The sequence below is a fragment of the Segatella baroniae B14 genome (assembly GCF_022024235.1).
Lineage (GTDB): Bacteria > Bacteroidota > Bacteroidia > Bacteroidales > Bacteroidaceae > Prevotella > Prevotella bryantii.
On sequence record NZ_CP091799.1, the window covers coordinates 1983132 to 2005473 of the forward strand.

At 39.3% G+C, this 22342-nt stretch carries 17 protein-coding genes and 1 tRNA gene; 11 read left to right on the top strand and 7 right to left on the bottom strand.

From position 1 onward, the window contains the following. Positions 1-9: 9 nt before the first annotated feature. From L6469_RS08505 to ftsZ, 6 genes are all read left to right on the top strand, one after another. Positions 10-1269, top strand: a complete 1260-nt coding sequence (locus L6469_RS08505; RefSeq protein WP_006281598.1) for an FtsW/RodA/SpoVE family cell cycle protein — start codon at positions 10-12, stop codon at positions 1267-1269. A gap of 97 nt (positions 1270-1366) precedes the next feature. Continuing rightward, positions 1367-2473, top strand: a complete 1107-nt coding sequence (murG, locus tag L6469_RS08510) for an undecaprenyldiphospho-muramoylpentapeptide beta-N-acetylglucosaminyltransferase (protein WP_006281599.1) — start codon at positions 1367-1369, stop codon at positions 2471-2473. 5 nt (positions 2474-2478) lie between these two features. Next, positions 2479-3855: a UDP-N-acetylmuramate--L-alanine ligase gene (gene murC / locus L6469_RS08515; protein WP_006281600.1), complete on the top strand. Its 1377-nt coding sequence runs from the start codon at positions 2479-2481 to the stop codon at positions 3853-3855. 6 nt (positions 3856-3861) lie between these two features. Next, positions 3862-4701, top strand: a complete 840-nt coding sequence (locus L6469_RS08520) for a hypothetical protein (RefSeq protein ID WP_006281601.1) — start codon at positions 3862-3864, stop codon at positions 4699-4701. 27 nt (positions 4702-4728) lie between these two features. Further along, positions 4729-6192 (top strand): cell division protein FtsA, encoded by a 1464-nt coding sequence (gene ftsA / locus L6469_RS08525; RefSeq protein ID WP_006281602.1) that lies wholly within the window; start codon positions 4729-4731, stop codon positions 6190-6192. A gap of 45 nt (positions 6193-6237) precedes the next feature. After that, positions 6238-7578, top strand: a complete 1341-nt coding sequence (ftsZ, locus tag L6469_RS08530; RefSeq protein ID WP_006281603.1) for a cell division protein FtsZ — start codon at positions 6238-6240, stop codon at positions 7576-7578. On the opposite strand, the gene recO is transcribed toward ftsZ, so the two are convergent. After that, on the bottom strand, positions 7575-8300 hold the full coding sequence (recO, locus tag L6469_RS08535) for a DNA repair protein RecO (protein WP_039869703.1): 726 nt from the start codon (positions 8298-8300) through the stop codon (positions 7575-7577). The genes ftsZ and recO overlap by 4 nt on opposite strands. Before the next feature lie 124 nt (positions 8301-8424). Here recO and L6469_RS08540 point away from each other — a divergent pair. The 5 genes from L6469_RS08540 (at position 8425) to L6469_RS08560 (ending at position 12849) form a co-directional block, all read left to right on the top strand. Then, a tRNA-Glu gene (locus tag L6469_RS08540) sits at positions 8425-8496 on the top strand. 25 nt (positions 8497-8521) lie between these two features. After that, positions 8522-8776, top strand: coding sequence for a 30S ribosomal protein S20 (gene rpsT, locus L6469_RS08545; protein ID WP_006281605.1), 255 nt, complete (start codon positions 8522-8524; stop codon positions 8774-8776). A gap of 203 nt (positions 8777-8979) precedes the next feature. Beyond that, positions 8980-10956, top strand: coding sequence for a DNA topoisomerase (ATP-hydrolyzing) subunit B (gene gyrB, locus L6469_RS08550; protein WP_006281606.1), 1977 nt, complete (start codon positions 8980-8982; stop codon positions 10954-10956). Positions 10957-11014: 58 nt separating this feature from the next. Then, a complete protein-coding gene (locus L6469_RS08555) occupies positions 11015-11935 on the top strand; it encodes an alpha-L-rhamnosidase N-terminal domain-containing protein (protein ID WP_039869706.1) in 921 nt (306 codons plus the stop codon). Between the two features lie 29 nt (positions 11936-11964). Then, a complete protein-coding gene (locus tag L6469_RS08560) occupies positions 11965-12849 on the top strand; it encodes a helix-turn-helix domain-containing protein (protein WP_006281608.1) in 885 nt (294 codons plus the stop codon). Between the two features lie 4 nt (positions 12850-12853). Here L6469_RS08560 and L6469_RS08565 read toward each other — a convergent pair whose 3' ends face one another. From L6469_RS08565 to L6469_RS08590, 6 genes are all read right to left on the bottom strand, one after another. Then, positions 12854-13462 (bottom strand): DUF3109 family protein, encoded by a 609-nt coding sequence (locus L6469_RS08565; protein WP_006281609.1) that lies wholly within the window; start codon positions 13460-13462, stop codon positions 12854-12856. 51 nt (positions 13463-13513) lie between these two features. Continuing rightward, complete coding sequence (gene ung, locus L6469_RS08570; protein WP_006281610.1) at positions 13514-14179, bottom strand: uracil-DNA glycosylase; 666 nt, start codon at positions 14177-14179, stop codon at positions 13514-13516. Between the two features lie 7 nt (positions 14180-14186). Next, positions 14187-15707 (bottom strand): 2,3-bisphosphoglycerate-independent phosphoglycerate mutase, encoded by a 1521-nt coding sequence (gene gpmI / locus L6469_RS08575; RefSeq protein ID WP_006281611.1) that lies wholly within the window; start codon positions 15705-15707, stop codon positions 14187-14189. A gap of 87 nt (positions 15708-15794) precedes the next feature. Beyond that, positions 15795-16991, bottom strand: coding sequence for an SGNH/GDSL hydrolase family protein (locus L6469_RS08580; protein ID WP_006281612.1), 1197 nt, complete (start codon positions 16989-16991; stop codon positions 15795-15797). Between the two features lie 592 nt (positions 16992-17583). Then, on the bottom strand, positions 17584-19077 hold the full coding sequence (locus tag L6469_RS08585) for a SusD/RagB family nutrient-binding outer membrane lipoprotein (RefSeq protein ID WP_006281613.1): 1494 nt from the start codon (positions 19075-19077) through the stop codon (positions 17584-17586). Positions 19078-19111: 34 nt separating this feature from the next. Beyond that, positions 19112-22273 (bottom strand): SusC/RagA family TonB-linked outer membrane protein, encoded by a 3162-nt coding sequence (locus tag L6469_RS08590; RefSeq protein ID WP_006281614.1) that lies wholly within the window; start codon positions 22271-22273, stop codon positions 19112-19114. Between the last annotated feature and the right edge of the window lie 69 nt (positions 22274-22342).

The following is a 22342-nucleotide window of genomic DNA, read 5'->3' on the forward strand; positions in this document are numbered from 1 at the left end:
AAACAATTAATGAATAACGAGAAATTAGGCAATATTTTCAAGGGGGACAAAGTCATTTGGATGGTATTTTTCTTCCTCTGTATGTTCAGTATCGTTGAAGTATATTCAGCTTCAAGTTCACTGTCATACCAGGGAGGAAACTTTTGGGCGCCAATGATTAAGCACATCGGTATTTTAGCCTTGGGACTATTTTTTATGCTCTGCACATTAAATGTAAAGTGCAAATATTTTAAAATCGTCACACCCTTCCTATTGGCTTTTTCCTTTATCACACTGATATGGGTACTTTTTGCAGGTCAATCCACTAATGGTGCACAAAGATGGATTAGTCTGTTAGGCGTTCAATTCCAACCATCGGAGATCGCAAAGGGAGCCATGGTACTGGCTGTTGCACAGATACTCAGTGCCATGCAGACAGAACATGGTGCTGATAAAAAGGCTTTTCAGTATATTCTTTTTGTCAGTATATTTTTTGTTCTTCCTATTATGATCGAAAATATGTCAACAGCCATTTTGCTCTGTGCTACTATCCTATGTATGATGATATTAGGACGTGTACCAAGCAAGCAAATAGGACAACTTATCGGTGTGATTGTAGTCTGCATAGTACTCGCTTTAGCATCGATTATGATTTTTGGTCATGAGCTTCCAGACAAAGCGTCTACACAAAATCTTACTGAAGAAATCAAAGAGCAGAAAGAAGAATCAGGAACATTTGGCAAAATATTCCACCGAGCAGACACTTGGAAATCTCGTATTCTAAAATTTACAAACAGTAAACCTATTCCACCACAAGAAGTAGACCTCGACAAGGATGCTCAGGTGGCTCATTCTAATATTGCCATAGCCTCATCCAATATCATCGGTAAAGGTCCAGGTAACTCCGTAGAAAGAGACTTTCTCTCACAGGCGTTTTCAGACTTCATCTACGCTATCATTATCGAAGAAACAGGTATAGAGGGAGCAGCATTCGTAGCTATACTTTACATCATCCTACTATTTAGAACCGGAAGGATAGCAGGACAATGCTGCAACAATTTTCCAGCATTTTTAGCCATGGGACTTGCGATACTTCTTGTCACCCAAGCACTTTTCAATATGCTAGTAGCAGTAGGATTGGTTCCGGTAACCGGACAACCACTTCCACTCGTCAGCAAAGGAGGTACTTCTACTGTTATCAATTGCGTATATATAGGCGTTATTTTGAGTATAAGTCGATCTGCTGCTAAACGAGAGCAAACCAAAGAAGACGTTCCAGTAGGGAACTAGTTTTACAAAGGTGGAAAATCAATAAAAGATAAGTGGTCAAAAATTATAAAAAAACGATTTTTTTGATTACTTTTGCCAATAAAATATAAAAGAAGATATGGAAAATGAACTTAGAATCATAATAAGTGGAGGAGGAACTGGCGGACATATATTTCCAGCAGTATCTATTGCCAATGCCATCAAAGCCAAACGTCCTGACGCCAAAATACTATTTATCGGAGCTTTAGGACGTATGGAGATGCAGCGTGTTCCTGCTGCAGGTTATGAGATCAAAGGACTCCCTATCTGCGGCTTTGACCGCAAGAATTTACTGAAAAATATTAAAGTTCTTTACAAGATTTGGAAGAGCCAGAGAATGGCAAAAAAAATCGTAAACGAATTTAAGCCAATGGTTGCTGTCGGTGTAGGAGGATATGCAAGTGGACCTACTCTCAATGTATGTGCAAGCAAGGGTATACCATGCTTATTGCAAGAACAAAATTCTTATGCCGGTGTAACCAACAAGATTTTAGCAAAAAAAGCAAGTAAAATCTGTGTAGCATACGATAACATGGAACGCTTTTTCCCTGCTGACCATATAATCAAAACTGGTAATCCTGTTCGTCAGAATGTATTGAATTCAGAAATGACACCAGCAGAAGCACGCAAAAAATTTGGTTTAGATCCAGAAAAAAAGACGATACTTCTTGTTGGAGGAAGTCTCGGTGCACGTACCATTAACGAAAGTGTGCTCAATCATCTCGATCTTATTCAAAACAGTGACATACAATTTATTTGGCAAACTGGAAAATATTATTCAGCGGCAATCCAAGAGCAAATGAAAGGCAAAGAAATGCCTCAGCTCATTATAACAGATTTCATCAGCGATATGGGTGCTGCCTATCAGGCTGCAGACCTTGTCATCAGCAGAGCTGGTGCAAGTAGTATCTCTGAATTCTGCCTAATTGGTAAACCCGTTATTCTAGTACCTTCACCAAATGTTGCAGAGGATCATCAGACCAAGAATGCAATGGCACTGGTTAATAAAGATGCAGCATTGTATGTTAAAGACTCTGAAGCTAAAGACATTTTGCTCAAAAAGGCAATCGACACAGTTAGCAACAATAACAAACTAAATTCACTTAGTTTAAACATAAAAAAAATGGCTTTACCAAATTCTGCTGATATTATTGCAGATGAAGTTATCAAGCTGGCTACAAAATAAATAATATGGAACTTAAAGATATTAAGGCTGTATATTTTATAGGCGCAGGTGGTATCGGCATGAGTGCTATCGCCCGCTATTTCATCAACAGAGGTTTTGTTGTAGCAGGTTACGACAAGACACCTTCAGACTTAACTCACCAGTTAGAGAAAGAAGGTATGTTGATACATTACGAAGAAAATCTTGACGAAATTCCTCATGCCTGCAGAAAAAAAGATTCATGTTTGGTTATCTATACACCTGCCATCCCTGCTAGTCATAAGGAACTATTATATTTCCAAGAAAATGGCTTTGAAGTCGTAAAACGTGCACAAGTACTTGGCACACTAACACGTACTCACAAAGGTTTATGCTTTGCCGGTACACATGGTAAGACGACTACTTCTACCATGTGCGCACATATCATGCATCAAAGTCATCTAGACTGCAACGCTTTCTTAGGTGGTATCTCTAAGAACTATGGTACAAACTATATCCTTTCAGATAAGAGCGACTATGTAGTAATTGAAGCTGATGAATTTGACAGAAGTTTCCACTGGCTACGTCCTTGGATGAGTGTCATTACTTCCACAGACCCAGATCATCTGGATATATATGGCACAAAAGAAGCATACCTCGAAAGTTTCCGTCATTATACCGAGTTAATTCAAGATGGCGGTGCTCTCATTATCCACACCAATCTTGAAGTAAAACCAAACGTTAGCGATAAGGTAAAAACATTTACTTACAGTCGTGACGAAGGTGATTTCCATGCTGAGAATATTAACATAAACAATGGAGAGATTACTTTCGATCTGGTTTCACCTATCGAAAATGTGAAAGGTATTCAATTAGGACAACCTATTCCTATCAATATCGAGAATAGTATCGCAGCTATGGCTATGGCACAACTTAACGGTTGTACTGCAGAAGAACTCAAATATGGTATGCAGACCTATACAGGTGTAGACCGCCGTTTTGATTTCAAGATTAAGAACAACAAGCATGTTTTCTTATCTGATTACGGACACCATCCTAAGGAAGTAATGCAGAGCGCAAAGAGTCTGAAAGAATTATATCCAAACAGAAAGATTACAGCCATGTTTCAGCCACATCTTTATACAAGAACACGTGACTTTTATAAAGATTTTGCAGAAGCATTAAGTTTATTCGACGAAGTTGTTCTAACAGAAATCTATCCAGCACGCGAAGAACCAATCCCTGGCGTAACCAGTAAGCTGATATACGACAATTTAAAAGAAGGTATTGAAAAAGATATGATTTTAAAAGACGACGTTCTCGACTATGTAAAGAATCGAGACTTCGATGTCTTAGTTGTTCTTGGTGCAGGAAACTTAGACAACTATGTACCACAAATTGCAAAAATTCTAGAAAACAAATAACAAACAATGCGAATTCATTGGAAGAAAGTTCTAATAATATTCTTTGATATCATACTAGCTGTATATATCGTAGTTGCTTTCACCGCGTTTAACAAACCCGATGAAAGCAATCGCATATGCACAAAAGTCACGATTGATATACAAGATGAAACGACCAATGGCTTTCTTGACGTCAATGAAATCAAGCATAGACTGAAACAGAATAATATGTATCCATTGGCCAAGCCAATGAAATACATTAGCAGCAGAAATATAGAAGAAATGCTTAAATCAAGCGCATTTGTAAAAACTGCCGAATGTTATAAGACAGAAGATGGGCACATTTATATCAGTCTGACCCAACGAATGCCTATCGTTCGCATTAAAGCTGCTAATGGTGATGATTATTACGTCGATGATCACCACCAAATTATGCCAAATACTAAATATACAAGCGACATGATCATCGCTACAGGATATATTAGCAAATGGTATGCACAGAAGTATATATCAGTGCTCTGTCAAGAATTAATGAATAACGATTTGTGGAAAAATTTGGTTGAACAAATCAATGTACTCCCCGATCGTGGAATCGAAATTATTCCGAGAATAGGACACCATATTGTCTTCCTTGGGTATCTTCCTACAAGTAACAAACAAGCAGAAAGAAATCAGCAAATTGCGGAATTTACCAAGACCAAAATGGAACGTCTAGAAAAATTCTACAAATATGGATTATCTCAGGCTGGATGGAACAAATATTCTCATATAAGCCTCGAATTCGATAATCAGATTATCTGTAAGAAAATACAAGCAAAAGTTGAGGAAAAACCTGAAGTTCAGGATATGAATCAAGTAACAGAATAAAGAATAGAAAATCATATAAAAATAAGTATGGCAAAGGAATTTATCGTAGCTATTGAACTTGGCTCATCTAAGATGACAGGAATTGCAGGGCAAAAAAACCTTGACGGAAGTATTACCGTACTTGCTACCGTCCAGGAAAACGCAGAGTCATGCATTCGTAAAGGTGTGGTTTATAACATCGACAAGACAGGTCAATGTCTCACACACATCATAACCAAGTTGAAAAATATCCTGAAAGCTGATATTGCTCAAGTCTATGTCGGAGTAGGCGGCCAATCTATCCGAAGCATGAAAAACGTTATTGTAAAAGACCTTGTTACTGACACTATTGTTTCACAAGAAATGATAGATGAACTCATGGATACCAATCGCAATATGAGTTATCCAGATCAGGAAATACTGCATGCTGCTACTCAAGAATATAAAGTAGACTATCAATATCAAGCTGACCCTGTAGGTATCCAATGCTCTCGATTGGAAGGAAACTTCCTGAACATCCTTTGGCGTAAAAATTTCTATCGTAACCTGAATACTTGCTTCGATAACGCAGGTATTGCTATTGCAGAAATGTATCTAGCACCTTTAGCTTTGGCAGATATTGTACTAACAGATGCTGAAAAGCGCTCTGGCTGTATCCTTGTTGACCTCGGTGCAGAAACTACGACTGTATCAGTATATTACAAAAATATCCTCCGCCATCTTGCAGTCATTCCGTTAGGAGGCAACAATATCACTAAAGACATCACTTCGCTCCAAATGGACGAGCTCGATGCAGAAAAGATGAAACTAAAATATGCATGTGCCTATACAGAGAATAGTGCGATTGATGAAACGCTCACCTACTCTATCGATAAGGATCGCAAGATTGATAGCAAAACCTTTATCGAGATTATCGAAGGTCGTGTGCAGGAAATCGTTGAGAACGTATGGTTCCAAGTACCAAATGAATACAGTGGCAAACTGTTAGGTGGCCTCATTCTTACAGGTGGTGGTGCCAATATGCCTAACATAGAGAAAGCTTTCCGCACATTTAACAATCATATTCAGATTGAGAAGATCAGAATAGCAAAGTTTGTAAACACCACGATTCACTCAACAGATCCACTCATCACAGAAAAAGACGGAAGACTAAATACCGTTCTTGGTCTTTTAGCGAAAGGTGATATGAACTGTGCTGGCGATGAAATCAGAAATGATCTCTTTAGCGGAATCGATCAGAAACCGGTAAATGCAAACAATACAGACAATCGCAACACACGTAACATCAATGAAACCATAACCACAGGTATCGTTCCAACAGCTGCAGAAAAAAAACAAGCAGAAGAAGATGCCCGAAAGAAAAAAGAAGCTGAGGATGAAGCAAAACGCATTGCTGAGGAAGAAGAAGCAAAACGCATCGCTGAAGAGAAAAGAAAAAATAGTTTCACTCATAAGGCTATGAACAATATCAAAGGATTCTTCAAAAAGATGATAGAACCCGAAGATGAATAATCTTTCTTCTTGCAGAAATAGTTTAAAACATTTAATAGTACGACAATGGCTGATAATAATATAAATAGTCCGATCGTTGATTTCGGAGAACCAGAACAGGAACATAGCATCATCAAAGTAATCGGAGTTGGTGGTGGCGGTGGAAACGCTGTTAACCATATGTACCGCGAAGGTATTCACGATGTATCATTTGTATTGTGTAATACTGATGCACAGGCTCTTAACGACTCACCTGTACCAGTACATCTTCAATTAGGTGCAGAAGGTCTTGGTGCCGGTAATAAACCAGAAAGAGCAAAAGCTGCTGCCGAAGAAAGTATCGAAGATGTCAAAAACATGCTCAACGATGGCACGAAAATGGCATTCATAACAGCCGGAATGGGTGGCGGTACTGGTACAGGAGCAGCTCCAGTAATTGCACGTGAATCAAAAGAACTCGGTATCCTTACTGTGGGTATCGTAACCATACCATTCCGATTTGAAGGAGACAAGAAAATAGATCAGGCTCTCGACGGCGTAGAACAGATGTCTAAACACGTAGATGCTCTTTTGGTCATCAATAATGAGCGACTCCGCGAAATATACCCTGCTCTTACTGTACTCGATGCATTTGGCAAAGCAGATGATACTCTAAGTGTAGCTGCAAAAAGTATTGCAGAAATCATCACAAACCATGGTCTTATCAATCTTGACTTCAATGACGTTAAGACTGTATTAAAAGATGGTGGTGTAGCTATCATGAGTACTGGATACGGTGAAGGCGAAGGCCGCGTTAAAAAAGCTATCGAAGATGCACTCAACTCTCCTTTGTTGAATGACAACGATATTTTCAATGCCAAGAAAATTTTGTTAAGCATCAACTTTAGCAGCGACAAAAATAATGGTGAAGGCGCAGGCTTGATGATGGAAGAAATGAACGATGTAAACGACTTCATGGCGAAGTTTGGCAGCGATTTCGAAATAAAATGGGGACTTGCTCTTGATCCTGAACTCGGCAAACGCGTAAAAGTAACCATCTTAGCAACAGGTTTTGGCTTGGAAAATGTAGATGGAATGAGTACACGTCTCAATAAATCTGCTCAAGAAGAAGCAGCTCAACGCGCAGAAGAAGAAGAAAAAGCAGAGCAAATGCGCCAACGTCGTATCCATTATTATGGCAAAGACGGAAAAACAAATCTATACAAACGCAGACCTAACATCTATCTCTTCCGTCCTGAAGATCTTGATAATGAAGATGTTATCATATCTGTAGAGAATACGCCAACCTACAAGCGTACTCACCAAATGCTTGAGGAAATCCGTAAACAAGCAACAGGACTAGTTATGGAAAATAATAACGAAGACAAACCAGATTCACCTACACCAGGAGTTATTAGCTTTGCTTAAGCAAAAAGACTTTTAAGGACATCTATAGATTTTAATTCCGGAAATCCCGGAATATGAAGACGATAATATAAAAGTATCACCTCTGTACAATGATTACGCTCCTCGCGTGACATCGTATAGAGGTGCATTGTTTTATAGGACAATCGCATCAATAAAGCTATCAAGCTAGATTCTTTCGAGGATACATAATCTTTATGAATAGGAACCAAAGAAGAAAAACACGCATTTCTAAGATCAAAGATATCCCCCGGATGGTAATCCTCTAAGTTAGGATAAAAACCCAAAAATAAAGAAAGCTTCATCATAAACACCAAATGAAAATTTGAAAAAGAAGAAACTGCACCATCAAGCCACCTCATGCTGTTGTGTATATAAGAGAACAAAGGGATATTCTGCTGCTCATCACGAGTAGCATATAGCAAAAATTCAGCCATAAACATTGAAATAGCCAACTTGAATGCATCAAAAGGGACTGAACAATAAGGAAATTCAATGGCAATATCTTGAAGATGCTGCAACTTACTGTTACTTCGATAGTCATATTCAACAACAAGTAGTGTTAAAGGCTGGAAAAATTGCTTTTTATATTTGCCTTTCTTAGAGGAAGAAACATGGCAAATAAATGAAATTCTGCCCTGCTCCTCAGTCAACATATCCACAATCTGTTGCGAATCCTTAAATTTTATCGAATGGAGCACAATTGCTCTAGTTTTTACCAACATCTCGAATAATTCAATTATTTTAGGGCAAAAATACAAAAAAACATCAGTTTTCTAAAATTTTTCGTTCAAAAGTTTGGAGGAATAAAAATAATATCTTAACTTTGCACCCGCAAAATAAAGCCAAGGTCCCTTCGTCTATCGGTTAGGACGAGAGATTTTCATTCTCTAAAGAGGAGTTCGACTCTCCTAGGGACTACGAAAAATAAAAAGAAGAAACAAAGATGGCAAATCACAAATCATCAATCAAGAGAATCCGTCAGGATAAGAAGAAGGCTTTGCACAATAAGTATTATGCAAAGACTATGCGCAATGCTGTCCGTAAGTTGCGCGCTACTTCTGAAAAGGATGAAGCAGTTAAGCTCTATCCATTGGTTCAGAAGATGTTAGATAAGTTGGTTAAAACCAATATTATTCACGCTAATAAGGCTGCAAACCTCAAATCAGGTTTAGCACTTCATATCAACAAATTAGCTTAATTTAGCTATTTTGTCAGAACAAGGCTGAAGTCTTTATAGATTTCAGCCTTGTTCTTTTTACATATCCTTCTATTATCCATATCACGAAGAAACCATTTTTAAAGACTTTTTTAGCATATTTTATGGGCTATTTTAGTCGTCTTTTATTCCCTATTTCATTGTTTTTTAGTATCTTTGCACGTAAATAATACTAATCAAAACAAATGGCAGAAAATCAGAATAACGAGGCAAATTACTCGGCCAGTAATATTCAAGTTCTAGAAGGACTTGAAGCTGTACGTAAGCGTCCTGCTATGTACATTGGAGACATAAGCGAAAAAGGCCTCCATCACTTGATCAATGAGACGGTAGACAACTCTATTGATGAAGCTATGGCTGGTTATTGTACAGACGTTCAAGTTACTGTTAACGAAGATGGTTCTATTACTGTAGAAGATAATGGTCGTGGTATTCCTGTTGACGAGCATAAGAAATTACACAAATCTGCCCTTGAAGTTGTCATGACAGTTCTACACGCTGGAGGTAAATTCGACAAGGGTTCATATAAAGTATCAGGTGGTCTCCATGGTGTAGGTGTAAGTTGTGTTAACGCACTTTCTACACACATGAAGTCTCAAGTATTTCGCGACGGTAAGATATATCAGCAAGAATACGAAAAGGGTAAGCCTCTTTATCCTGTAAAAATTGTCGGCGAAACAGATAAACGTGGTACATGCCAGCAATTTTGGCCAGACCCTACGATTTTCACAACAACAACATTCCAGTGGGACATCATAGCTCGACGTATGCGTGAACTTGCTTATCTAAACGCTGGTATCCGCATTACTCTGACTGACCTTCGTCCAAATGCTGAAACAGGAAAAACTCGTCAAGAAGTATTCCACGCTGTCGAAGGCTTGAAAGAATTCGTTCGCTATGTCGATCGTCATCGTACCCATTTGTTCGATGATGTTATTTATCTGAAAACTGAAAAACAGGGTGTGCCTATCGAAGTAGCCGTAATGTACAATACTGACTACTCTGAGAATATTCACTCTTATGTTAACAATATCAACACTATCGAGGGTGGTACACACCTCACAGGATTCCGTACTGCACTTACTCGAACGCTGAAAGCTTATGCAGATAACGATTCTGCTATCTCAAAACAGATAGAAAAAGCTAAGATTGAAATTGCTGGTGAAGACTTCCGAGAGGGTTTAACTGCTGTTATCTCTATCAAAGTAGCAGAACCTCAATTCGAAGGTCAGACTAAGACCAAACTTGGTAACAGTGAAGTTGCTGGTGCTGTACAGCAAGCTGTAGGAGAAGCATTAAGCGATTATCTTGAAGAACATCCTTCTGAAGCTAAAGCTATCTGCGAAAAGGTGATTCTTGCAGCTACAGCGCGTATCGCAGCTAGAAAAGCACGTGAAAGTGTTCAGCGTAAGAATGTAATGACCGGTGGCGGTCTTCCAGGTAAATTAGCAGACTGTTCTAACAAAGACCCAAAACAATGTGAGATTTTCCTTGTCGAGGGTGATTCGGCTGGTGGTTCTGCTAAACAGGGCCGTGACCGTTATACACAGGCTATCCTTCCACTACGCGGTAAAATTTTGAACGTTGAAAAAGTGCCATGGCACCGAGTATTCGAAGCTGAATCTGTTATGAATATCATTCAGAGCATTGGTGTTCGATTTGGCGTAGAAGGTGAGGCAGACCGTGAGGCAAACATCGATAAGCTCCGTTATGACAAGATTATTATCATGACCGATGCCGATGTCGATGGTTCTCACATCGACACTCTGATCATGACACTATTCTTCCGCTTTATGCCTAAAGTTATCGAGGAGGGACACTTATACATAGCTACTCCACCGCTCTATAAATGTACTTTCAAGAATAAAGTGAGTGAATATTGCTATACAGACCAACAACGACAAGCATTTATTGACAAATATGGCAATGGTATCGATGATGGCAAGAGTATTCACACACAGCGATACAAAGGTCTTGGTGAGATGAATCCTGAACAGTTATGGGAAACGACAATGGATCCAACTAGCCGATTACTGAAGCAGGTAACTATTGAAGATGCAGCAGAAGCTGACGAAACGTTCTCTATGCTTATGGGCGATGATGTTGAACCACGTCGCGAATTTATTGAGCAGAACGCAACCTATGCAAATATCGACGCATAACAATAATAGATATAGGCGGACGGCTTTCCGTCCGCCTATCATTTTTTTATGCATTCCCATGCGAATTTCATTACTATTATTTTTACTTTTACAACTTACCCACTTACAGGCTCAAGAATTTAATTGTTACTGGATATGTCATCCAGAAGCTGATGATTCATCGCAAATACAATTTCAGCACACTTACCGATCGATAAAACGCCCCCAACAAGCATCACTGACAGTTGCCAGTACAGGACGGTTTCAAGTCTTTGTGAACGAGAGAAATGTATCCAGGGATGTTCTTTTACCATCCATGGCGCATTCTAACAATACTGCACAAGCTATCAGTTTCGACATAACACGCTTTTTAGATGAACAGTATAACACCATCGCTATATGGTATTCACCTATAGAAGGGATTAAGACTGACAAACAGATATCAGCATGTTATTCAGGCTTGGATTACGATGGCAAACCATTCAGCCATTTTGCTGATGGAAGCTGGAACTGTAAGACAACAGGAATGTATACTTTACCGGGCAACGAAGAATATATAGACGGAAGAAGAAAAAATGCCTTATGGAAAAGTACAGATACAGGGAACCTCGATTGGAAAAATCCATGCACTTCCTCTGATACAACTCACTTTACGTACATCTTAAACACATCCATATATCCATCACAGCACATCGTAAAGCATCTGGAACCTGTAAATATCAGTACTGACAACCTTGGTACTCACGTAGATTTCGGTCGAACATTCACAGGCTGGATTCGAATTACCTTAAGGGAGGCCAAAATGGGTGAAGAAATCCAAATAGGAGGCCTTACCTACATCTGTACAGGTGAAATGGATGAACAAGCTTGTCGAAAATTTACTTATGACACCCAGAAAACTGTATTAATAACGGGTGACAGCGATTTTAAACCAGAACAAATACAGTCTATAGAAGGTCTGGAAATCGTACCATATATTCATAACAGTTATCTCTATTAAAAGAGAAATAAAATAAGATTCTTTTATAAATGATATTGGATAAAATAGAGCCTATTACAATTTTTTCTGCAAAAATAGCCAGTAAAAAGGATTTATATATTGAAAATGACCTCATCCTCTTTGACGAAGTCAACGAATTACCGTTGCCTGCAGAAAGCCGTAAAATGGGGTGCATACTATTAGCTTTATGCCTAAAAGGTCATGCGGAATATATTGTAGATACAGATAAACTCATTGTTCATCCAAATGACTTGATGATTATCAACGAAGGACAATTAACAGAAGATTATAAACTTTCTGAAGATTGCAGTGGCATTGCAATAATGCTTTCACAAGACTTTTTACAGGAAATCATCGAAGGAGTTAATGAGATTTCATCTTTATTTTTATTCTCACGCACCCACCCTATCCTCAGCCTGCAACCTGAAGAAGTTAATGCTATCATTAACTACTTTCAACTGCTCAAAGAGAAAGTTCAAAATAAAAACCATCATTTTCGCAAAGATACTGTCAGAATGCTGATTTCTTCTATGATATACGATGTCAGCAACGCTATCTATCGCATACAGCACATCAATATCAAGCGACAATCAAGAGGAGAAATTATACTAGCAAAATTCATTTATTTGGTAGAACAGAATTTCAAAAGTGAGAGACGAGTAAGCTGGTATGCACAGAAACTATGTATAACCCCAAAATATCTATCTGAGATTATCAAACAGGTAAGCCATCGCACACCTAATGAATGGATAGACTATTACGTCACTAGAGAACTTAAAGTATTACTCAAAAACTCTGGAAAAAGCATAAAAGAAATAACCCTAGAAATGAATTTTGCTAACCAATCATTTCTTGGAAAGTTCTTCAAAGAACACGTAGGCATGTCACCTACAGAGTATAGAAGGCTCCATTAGCCTTCTATACATCAATCAAGCCCTCTTTTTTAAGCTCTGCTGCAATATCTAACAGTTCTTGGTACCATTCTTCACCAAATCTGCGTTTTAAAGGTCCCTCAAGAAATTTATAAAGAGGTAAATTAAGTTCTCTACCCTTTTTAACAGCATCCTTACAGATTTTCCACTTGTGATAATTAATACCATACAAGTTATTACCAAAATTCTTTTCTCGTATTGGATATAATGCACACGAAATAGGCTTTACAAATTTCGTTCTACCCTGTCTAAAAGCGCGTTCTAAACAACAAAGGCACGTACCATTTTCGTAACAAGTAAAGACGCAGTCCTTACCATGAACAATACTAGTCACCAAATCGCCTTCTTGGTCTGCATAAGCCACTCCTTGCTTATCTACTACAGATTGAGCAGAAGCTGCCATGTCAGCCCATACATCGTCTAAAACATCCTCGATATCTGCAATCTCATCCATAGTTACCGGAGCACCTGCATCCCCTTCGATACAGCATACCCCCTTACAGGCTTCCAGATCGCAACAAAATTTTTCAGTAAATATATCTGGTGACACCAGCACATTACCTACTTGTAAAATATGAAGTTGTTGATTATCCATTGCGTATATAAAAAAGAAGGTAAACCATAAGAATTCAGGTTTACCATTCGATTACCATTCAATAGGTGTTTCTCCCTGCTGTTGCAAGTATTCATTACAACGAGAAAAATGATGATTACCAAACCAACCTCCACGGTTAGCTGATAATGGCGAGGGATGAACCGACTGTAAAACTAAATTCTTTGAAGAATCGATTAAAGCCGCTTTGCTTCGTGCATATCCTCCCCAGAGTAAATATACGATATGCTCACGGTCACGGTTAAGAGCCTTGATAGCCGCATCCGTAAACTGGTTCCACCCCAATTTTTGATGGCTATTCGCCTGATGTTCACGTACCGTTAAAGTAGCATTAAGCAGAAGTACACCTTGTTGAGCCCATCTGGTCAAATCACCATTGGCAGGCATCGACTTACCAAGGTCCATCTGGATCTCTTTGAATATATTAATCAGTGAAGGAGGCATAAGGATACCCTCAGGCACAGAGAAACTTAATCCCATAGCCTGTCCCATCTCATGATAAGGATCTTGACCGATAATGACCACCTTCACTTGATCAAAAGGACAAAGATTGAAGGCATTGAAAATCTTGTTGCCTGGAGGAAAACAACGATAATGCAAATACTCCTCACGAACATAATTGGTCAAATTAACAAAGTATTGTTTGTCAAATTCTTCACCAATATGCGCTTTCCAACTGTCTTCAATCTTTACGTTCATATCTTGATTATTTATCTTCTATCAGATTTTCACCTGTCATATCAGCAGGCTTTTCCAAACCCATAATATGGAGAATAGAAGGAGCTACGTCTGCCAAACGACCATTCTTTACCTTAGCAGAGTTATTGTCTGTGACATAAATGAATGGAACCGGATTCAATGAGTGAGCTGTGTTAGGAGTACCATCAGGGTTGATAGCATTATCAGCATTACCATGATCAGCGATAATCACTGCCTCATAACCTGTAGACTTAGCAGCTTCTATAACCTCACGTACACACTGGTCTACAGCATATACTGCTTTAGCAATCGCATTGTATACACCTGTATGACCAACCATATCACCGTTAGCAAAATTAACTACGATGAAGTCATATTTATCTTCCTTGATAGCAGCTACCAATTTATCCTTAACTTCAAAGGCACTCATTTCTGGCTTCAAATCGTATGTTGCTACCTTTGGAGAAGGAACAAGAATACGATCCTCACCCTCATAAGGCTCCTCGCGACCACCATTAAAGAAGAAGGTTACGTGAGCATACTTCTCTGTCTCTGCAGTATGAAGCTGCTTCTTACCCAACTTGCTCAAGTATTCGCCCAAAGTATCTGCAACATTCTCCTTTGGGAAAAGAACAGTTACATTCTTAAAGTGAGCATCGTATGGAGTCATGGTGTAGAACTTCAAGTCCTTAATAGTATGCATACCTTCTGCAGTAAGATCTTCTTGAGAAAGCACCTGAGTAAGCTCCTTAGCACGGTCGTTACGGAAGTTCATAAAGATAACAACATCACCTTCTTGAATAGTACCATCTACGTTAGCATTATTGATAGCCTTGATAAACTCATCAGTTACACCTTCAGCATAGCTTTCCTCTACAGCTTTAACCATATCAGTAGCTTGCTTACCCTTACCCTCAACGAGCAGGTCATAAGCTTCTTTCACACGATCCCAACGCTTATCACGATCCATAGCATAGAAACGGCCGATAATAGAAGCGATATTAGCATCGTTCTTTTCACAAACTGCCTGAAGCTGCTCGATGAAACCCTTACCACTCTTAGGGTCTGTATCACGACCATCCATGAAACAGTGTACGAAGAGATTCTTCAAGCCATATTCCTTGCCAATTTCAACAAACTTGAAGAGATGATCTAAAGATGAGTGAACACCACCTGTAGAAGTTAGTCCCATCAAGTGAACTTTCTTACCGGTTTCCTTAGCATAAGAGAAAGCCTCTACAACACCCTTATTCTTAAGGATATCACCGCTTTCACAAGCCTTGTTGATCTTCACGAGGTCCTGATATACTACACGACCTGCACCGATATTCAAGTGACCTACCTCTGAGTTACCCATCTGTCCGTCAGGAAGACCTACGTTCTCACCAGAAGCCTGGAGTTCAGAATGAGCTGATACTGCATTCAGATAATCCAAATAAGGAGTAGGAGTTCTGAAGATAACGTCACCAGCACCGTTGTTACCGATTCCCCATCCATCGAGAATCATCAATAAAGCTTTCTTTGCCATAACTATATAAAAATTATTATCTTAAGATTTTATTTTCGTGCAAAATTAACAATAATCACTCAAATAGCGAAACAAAACGCCTGTTTTCTATCGCAGAATTTCAGCAGCATACTGTCCCATCAGTTTATAGCCTTCTGCATTCGGATGTAGCCAGTCACTCTGATAGTTTTTCATCATTCTGTCGGTCTCTACCGGATCGCGTAGCAGTTCGTCGAAATCGAGTATACCATCCACCTTACCTCTCTGACTTCTTATCCATTCGTTCACCGTAAGTCGGGCGGCCTCGTGGAATGGAGAATAGTAGCCAGCTCCCTTAAACGGAGTTATGGTACCTAGATACACTTTCAGTTTACGGGCTTTGCATTTTTTTATCATTTCTTCGTAGGTAGCAATAAGCAACGCCGCTACAGCCTCACTATTACCTTTGCTATTGCCGATATCATTCACACCCTCAAAGATTACCACGCTCTCTAAGCCCTGCTGCTCTAAAATATCACGATTGAAGCGCAACTTGGCCATTGTTCCGAAGCCACCGGTAGTAGCTACACGATTATTACCAATGCCCATATTCAGAATACCCACGTTATCTACTTTATGTTTTAACTGTAGATATTCAGAAAGCATATCCGGCCAGCGATTTTGCGCATTATCGGTACTACCCTTTCCGTCTGTAATCGAATTGCCAATAATACCGATAGCATGAGCTTTGGTAGAATAGACATCTATGGCCGAGATATTAAACCAGTGATTTTCGCGAAAAGATGGTGCAAAATTGCTGTGCGCATTGGTTACACCCTTCATGATATAAGAAGTAGTGCGAGACCCCATGTGTACCGTAGGTTTAGAAGGAGCTTTCGTGTAATTGATGGTAATAGCAAGTTTTTGCAGTGGGGCCAGTTTAAAGAGCAAAGCATCACTTGTTAAAGTCTTACCTGCAGGAATAACAGCCTTATACTGATTACCAAACTTTAGATATTTTGCCGTCTTTGGCAGAATCGTAAAAGAATCTACAGAAGTAGCGACATATACGGAACGTATATATACCGGTTCAGAACTTAATTCATTTGACAATTGAAGGCGAATCATATCACCACCTATTGAGACTTTAACGATCTGACGAACCGAACGATTAGACATGTCATTATTGTATGGCATATACGATTTTACAGGTATCTGCTGAGCCGTTGCCCAAGTACCTACCCAATGTTCATCAATAGTCGTCTTAACCCGTGCCTGAGTAAACAGGGCACACAACAAAAACCAAGCTAATAATATTCTTTTCATAATATATGCAAAGTTACTTCTTTTTTTGCGATTATGTGCGACTGTTTATAGATAAATTAAGGGCTAGCACGCCTGCTAGCCCGTGTCGAGAGAGAAATTAGTTAATCATAGAAGATTAACCATATTTCCTTATATAACAACTTACAGATTACAACTGCTGCAATCTGTGTTGTTTTTATGTATTTGTAATGTAGTGTACTTAAAAACATAGTCGTCTTTAGAAGTATTTAGCGTGCTTCTTGAAGAAGCAGACTCTGAACACATGATACGACTTCTCCACTTTCAATCCCAGAAAATGGTATAACTATGAACTTGTTTTATTGGTAATTTACGAACATCACTCTTATAAATAGATAAATTTTGAATTCTCTCTCTGTAAGTATTTTGTTTTCTTATTGAGTGCAAAGATATTAATATTTTTGAAATTACCCAAAAAAATATAATCAAAAAGCAACTTTTTTACTTATTTTTCTTTCATATTATTGTTTTATTGAACATTTATTCTTCTATTCTGAAAGTATTATAGCAATTTTGTATAAAAAAGGGCTAACCTAAAGGTCAGCCCTAAATATCGAGAGTATTATTATTTTTATTAACGATTGCCACCAGCCCACCATACTGGTTCTGTAAATACATAGTTACCAGCATCATTACCAGTGCCGAATGCAGCAGCAACATTAGGATTAGAAACCACGTCACTGTCACCATAAGGCAAACGTAAAGGCCAACGATTGAAACCACCCTGTGTATTCTTAGAGTTAGTCATGGTAACAGCATAGCTGCCATCTACATAGCTACAACGACGCATGTCATTGTAGGTTTCCAACTGCTCATCACGAGTCTGAGCCAAATACTTCTGAACAAAAATCTCCTTCAGAGGATTAGCTGTAAAAAGTACCTTCTCTGTTACAAGATATTCTGCAATCTCAGAATCAGAGATTGTTGTTTCTGTTACAGGGCTACAAGCGTCAGAATAATCTTCCATAGAAGCAGTAACAGCTGTTTCAAAATCTGCAGTAGCATCCTGACCTAAACGAGCCTTAACCTCTGCGAGGATAAAGTAAAGCTCTGACTTGCTGAAGATGTGTAAAGAAGCTGCACCATTCTCCAACCACGCAGGAGCATTTACATATTTTGTCTCCTGAGCCATTTTGTCATCACCTGGTGTAGCGATTACATCATTTTCAAACATATTGAAGTTATACAGTGCATAACGAGGGTCATTACGGTTCTTCATCAAGTTGCCAACAGTTGTTGAACTTCCAATATAATAACGACTCCACCAATAAGCAGACCAAGAATTATCGGCTGTTACACCATTGAATACATTCAAACTGCAACCATCAAAACCTGCCTCTACAGCTGCATTAGCTTCTGCAAGAACCTGTTTCAGCAAATCATCAGTTTTGTTTACACCATAGGTATGGAGCAAGTAGCGAGCCTTAACTGCGTGAGCCAAGCCCAACCATTTCGCAGTCTTACCACCAAAAAGAATATCTTGAGAACCAACTTCAGAACCACCCTTAGCCAGATTAACAATAGCATCATCAAGCAGACTAAAAATATGGTCATATACATCTTTTTGGCTGTCTATTTTAGGAGCTGCAACTTCGCCAAAAGCCTCAGAATAAGGGATATCTCCATGAAGGTCGGTCAAAACACCCCAATTGATAGCCTCAAGCACTTCTGCCATACCCATTACATCACTTTGACCAGCATTGATACCGTCTGTAGCTTTCTTACGGATATTAACGATGTTATTCAAACTAGTATAAGTAGAGTTCCACTCATTGTTGAATACGGAACTACCTGCCAATTCTGAAGCATGACGAAGCTCTACGTTCTTCAACTGGTTATTACCTGTACCAAAGAGTTGCTCTGTATATGAAGAAACATACCAAGCGTAGTTTCCACAAAGCAAAGAGTAAACGGTAGAAGTTTCAGCCTCTGTGATCTGGAACTTAGCATTCACGATGTCCACACCAGAGTGAGCCTCATCCTTATTAATGGAATCCAACTGGTTTTCAGAACAAGAAACAAGTCCGAAAAGAGCCAGTGCAAATCCGAGCATATATATTTTTTTCATAATTGAAATCCTTTCTCTTAATTGATAAATTTAATTAGAATGTAATTCTGAAACCACCACCAAAGCTTGAAGTGTTAGGTACAGAGAAACGCTCGAAATAACCACTCATGTTACCATTACCCTGTGAACTTTCAGGATCAAGGTTAGGCATCTTAGACCACAACAGAATGTTTCTTGCGAAAGCATATACAGACATATCAATACCAGCGAACTTAGGCAAATTGTATGACAAGGTTAAGTCGCGAAGTTTCAAATAACTTGTATCGAAGATACCTGCTTCAGTAACATCGTTGTAAGCCTGGTAGTATTCCTGTTTGCTTACCTCCACGGTATTCTTCTGACCAGTTGCCTCATCGATACCCTCAGCTACCATAGTACCTTCATGGTAAGGAAGAGATTCTTCTGTTGCACCGAAATAATTCATGGTCAAGATAGTACCGTTGTACATGCGACCACCTTTCTGCCAATCCAATGTAGCAGCAAGATTCAAACGCTTGTAGTTTACATTCAGGTTGAAGCCCATGTTAAAGTCTGGAGTACATTCACCCAGGTTTACACTGGCAGAAGTAGCCTGTGGAAGACCATCTACGAGGAGCAACTGACCATCTTCTGCACGCTTGAATGCGTAACCATAGATATTAGGATAGGTGTAACCTGCCTGAGCACGTATCTGTGGCTCTACGAAACCACCTAACATGATACTTTCTACACCCTCAGCGAGTTCCTTAACCTTGTTGTTTACTGAAGTAAAGTTAACACCTAAGTCAACATTCCAGTCCTTACTTTCTACAATAGCAGCCTTAACAGAAAGCTCGTGAGCCCATGTTGTCATACGACCAGCATTGGTACGAAGATACTGATAGCCTGTAGAACCAGCAGTAGGAACATCAAAGATCTGGTCTTTTACATCCTGATAACTCAAGGTGTATTCTACCTTTACTCTATTCTTGAGGAGACCTAAGTCGAGGCCCATTTCCCAGTTAGAAGTATTCTGTGGCTTCAAATTCTCATCAAACTTGACATAGTAAGGAGAATAAGCCGTTGCACCACCAAGAGGATAAGAAATAGGAGTATAGATATACATACCACTACCATAAGAAGGTACATACATATAGTTACTGTAGAACTGACCAGCCTGGCCTACCTGAGCATAAGAGGTACGCAATTTACCATAAGAGAGGAAATCACTCTTTAAAGCAGGAATCTCTGTGAAAATCCAACCCAATGATACAGATGGATAGAAGAAAGAACGGTTGCCACGTGGCATAGTAGAAACAATATCGTTACGTCCTGTTGTTGTGAAGAACAACATATTCTTCCAAGATAAAGAGAGTTGACCAAAAGTACCAACGGTACGTTCCTGATGGTTGTATTCTGAATGAATATCGATAGAAGTGGTGTTACCAATAACTGGCTGACCATAGAAAGCCAAACCTGAACCATCGTAATCCCAATAGCGCTTGCTTTCGTGGTTGAACTCGTTACCGAGCAAGAAACCGAAATCCCATTCTTTATCTGCACCCCACTTAGCTGTGAAATTAGCAGTAAACAAGTTGTTGAAGATATTAACTTGAACACCATAGTTCTCTACTTCACCCTTATTGTTATAAGCAGAACCGATTTCAGCTACTGTACTGTTGTTGGTAGTATAGACATCAATACCAGCCTGCTCACGGAAAACGAGGTTATATTTATCTGTATCCCAATTGAACTTAGGGCGATACTCTGCGTATGCATTACCAAATACACGGTTGGTGTGCTGAGAGAACTCATCATTGTCAGCCCACCAGTATGGGTTATTAAATGTAGTACTACGGAATAAGACCTGACTGGTAGGGTCACCAGGAACACTGTAAGGAGTACCCTTCAAATTATACTCAGCAGGAGCAGAGTAAACCACGTTCATAATACCATTGTTAGCACCAGGAGCAGAGGTAATCTTCACTGCACTATAGTTAGCTGAGAAACCCGTCTTCCACTGATCGTTCACCTTCCAGTCTACAGCACCACGAGCACCAGTACGGGTCATACCTGTAGAAGGGATGATACCATTCTGATAAGTATCGCTGATACTAAATGAGTAGCTTACATCATTTTTCATTTGAGAGATGTTGAAGGTAGAGTTCTGGGTGAAACCAGTTCTGAAGAAATCACTTACATTATCATAAGTCTGAGGAGTAGTCCAACCATCTAAACCGGCAGATGCATATTTAGGATTATAGTACTGACCAGCATGTGAAGTCAAATCACCATTGGTATACTTATTATTAGTATTACCACCATAAGTTGGGTCATTAGCCAATTCGCTAATCTTAGGTCCCCATGTCATTGAAGCGTTTGGATTATATGCATCTATACTGTTACCCTGAGCATAAACATCCTGATGTTTGAACTTACGGCTAACAGTCTGAGCACTCAAATCTGTAGAGAAAGTAATCACTGGCTTGTTAGACTGCTTGTGACCACGCTTAGTAGTAATCAAAACAACACCATTAGAAGCACGAATACCATAAAGAGCAGAAGCTGCCTGACCCTTCAAGATATTGATAGACTCTATATCCTCTGGGTTGATATCAATAGTTCGACTTGCCTGGTCAGCACCGGTTACAGAGTTACCAGTACTATAGTCAGCCTGAGAAGAAATAGGCATACCATCAACTACATACAATGGAGTATTGTTACCATCGAAAGAACGTGCACCACGAATTGTAATCTGGGCAGAAGCACCAGGTGCACCTGATGAAGTACGAATATCAACACCAGTAAGTTTACCTTGCATGGCACTTGCCAAAGAAGATGTACCAGCCTTGTTCAATTCGCTGGCATTCAATGACTGAGCAGCATAGCCTAAGGCTTTCTTGTCGCGTGAAACACCCATAGCTGTAACTACAACTTCATCCAACACTTTATTGTCTGGATCAAGTTTGATGGTCATGTTACTAGAAGCAGAAACCACCTTAGTAATCATACCTAAGTAAGATACTTCAAGTTTGCTACCTGTAGGCACAACAACTGAGAAGTGACCATCGATATCGGTCACTGCACCTATTTTAGTACCCACAATCTTCAGTGAAGCACCAACAACGGGTTCTCCATCTTCACTAGAAAGTACGGTACCTGAGGCTTGTGTCTGAGCCAAAGCCATTCCTAAACTAAGGAATAAGCAGGCGAAAAAAGTCATGAGTCTTTTTTCCATAAAATCTCTCTCTGTTTTAAAGTTATAATAAATACGAAAAATTTAAATCTGTACAAATCAAAATATCTT

Coding starts and splice junctions, on each gene's coding strand:
- murG (WP_006281599.1), top strand. CDS start 1,367: ATGGAAAATGAACTTAGAATCATAATAAGTGGAGGAGGAACTGGCGGA.
- L6469_RS08555 (WP_039869706.1), top strand. CDS start 11,015: ATGCGAATTTCATTACTATTATTTTTACTTTTACAACTTACCCACTTA.
- L6469_RS08560 (WP_006281608.1), top strand. CDS start 11,965: ATGATATTGGATAAAATAGAGCCTATTACAATTTTTTCTGCAAAAATA.
- ftsZ (WP_006281603.1), top strand. CDS start 6,238: ATGGCTGATAATAATATAAATAGTCCGATCGTTGATTTCGGAGAACCA.
- ung (WP_006281610.1), bottom strand. CDS start 14,179: ATGAACGTAAAGATTGAAGACAGTTGGAAAGCGCATATTGGTGAAGAA.
- gyrB (WP_006281606.1), top strand. CDS start 8,980: ATGGCAGAAAATCAGAATAACGAGGCAAATTACTCGGCCAGTAATATT.
- L6469_RS08585 (WP_006281613.1), bottom strand. CDS start 19,077: ATGAAAAAAATATATATGCTCGGATTTGCACTGGCTCTTTTCGGACTT.
- L6469_RS08580 (WP_006281612.1), bottom strand. CDS start 16,991: ATGAAAAGAATATTATTAGCTTGGTTTTTGTTGTGTGCCCTGTTTACT.
- rpsT (WP_006281605.1), top strand. CDS start 8,522: ATGGCAAATCACAAATCATCAATCAAGAGAATCCGTCAGGATAAGAAG.
- ftsA (WP_006281602.1), top strand. CDS start 4,729: ATGGCAAAGGAATTTATCGTAGCTATTGAACTTGGCTCATCTAAGATG.
- L6469_RS08505 (WP_006281598.1), top strand. CDS start 10: ATGAATAACGAGAAATTAGGCAATATTTTCAAGGGGGACAAAGTCATT.
- gpmI (WP_006281611.1), bottom strand. CDS start 15,707: ATGGCAAAGAAAGCTTTATTGATGATTCTCGATGGATGGGGAATCGGT.
- murC (WP_006281600.1), top strand. CDS start 2,479: ATGGAACTTAAAGATATTAAGGCTGTATATTTTATAGGCGCAGGTGGT.
- L6469_RS08590 (WP_006281614.1), bottom strand. CDS start 22,273: ATGGAAAAAAGACTCATGACTTTTTTCGCCTGCTTATTCCTTAGTTTA.
- recO (WP_039869703.1), bottom strand. CDS start 8,300: ATGTTGGTAAAAACTAGAGCAATTGTGCTCCATTCGATAAAATTTAAG.
- L6469_RS08520 (WP_006281601.1), top strand. CDS start 3,862: ATGCGAATTCATTGGAAGAAAGTTCTAATAATATTCTTTGATATCATA.
- L6469_RS08565 (WP_006281609.1), bottom strand. CDS start 13,462: ATGGATAATCAACAACTTCATATTTTACAAGTAGGTAATGTGCTGGTG.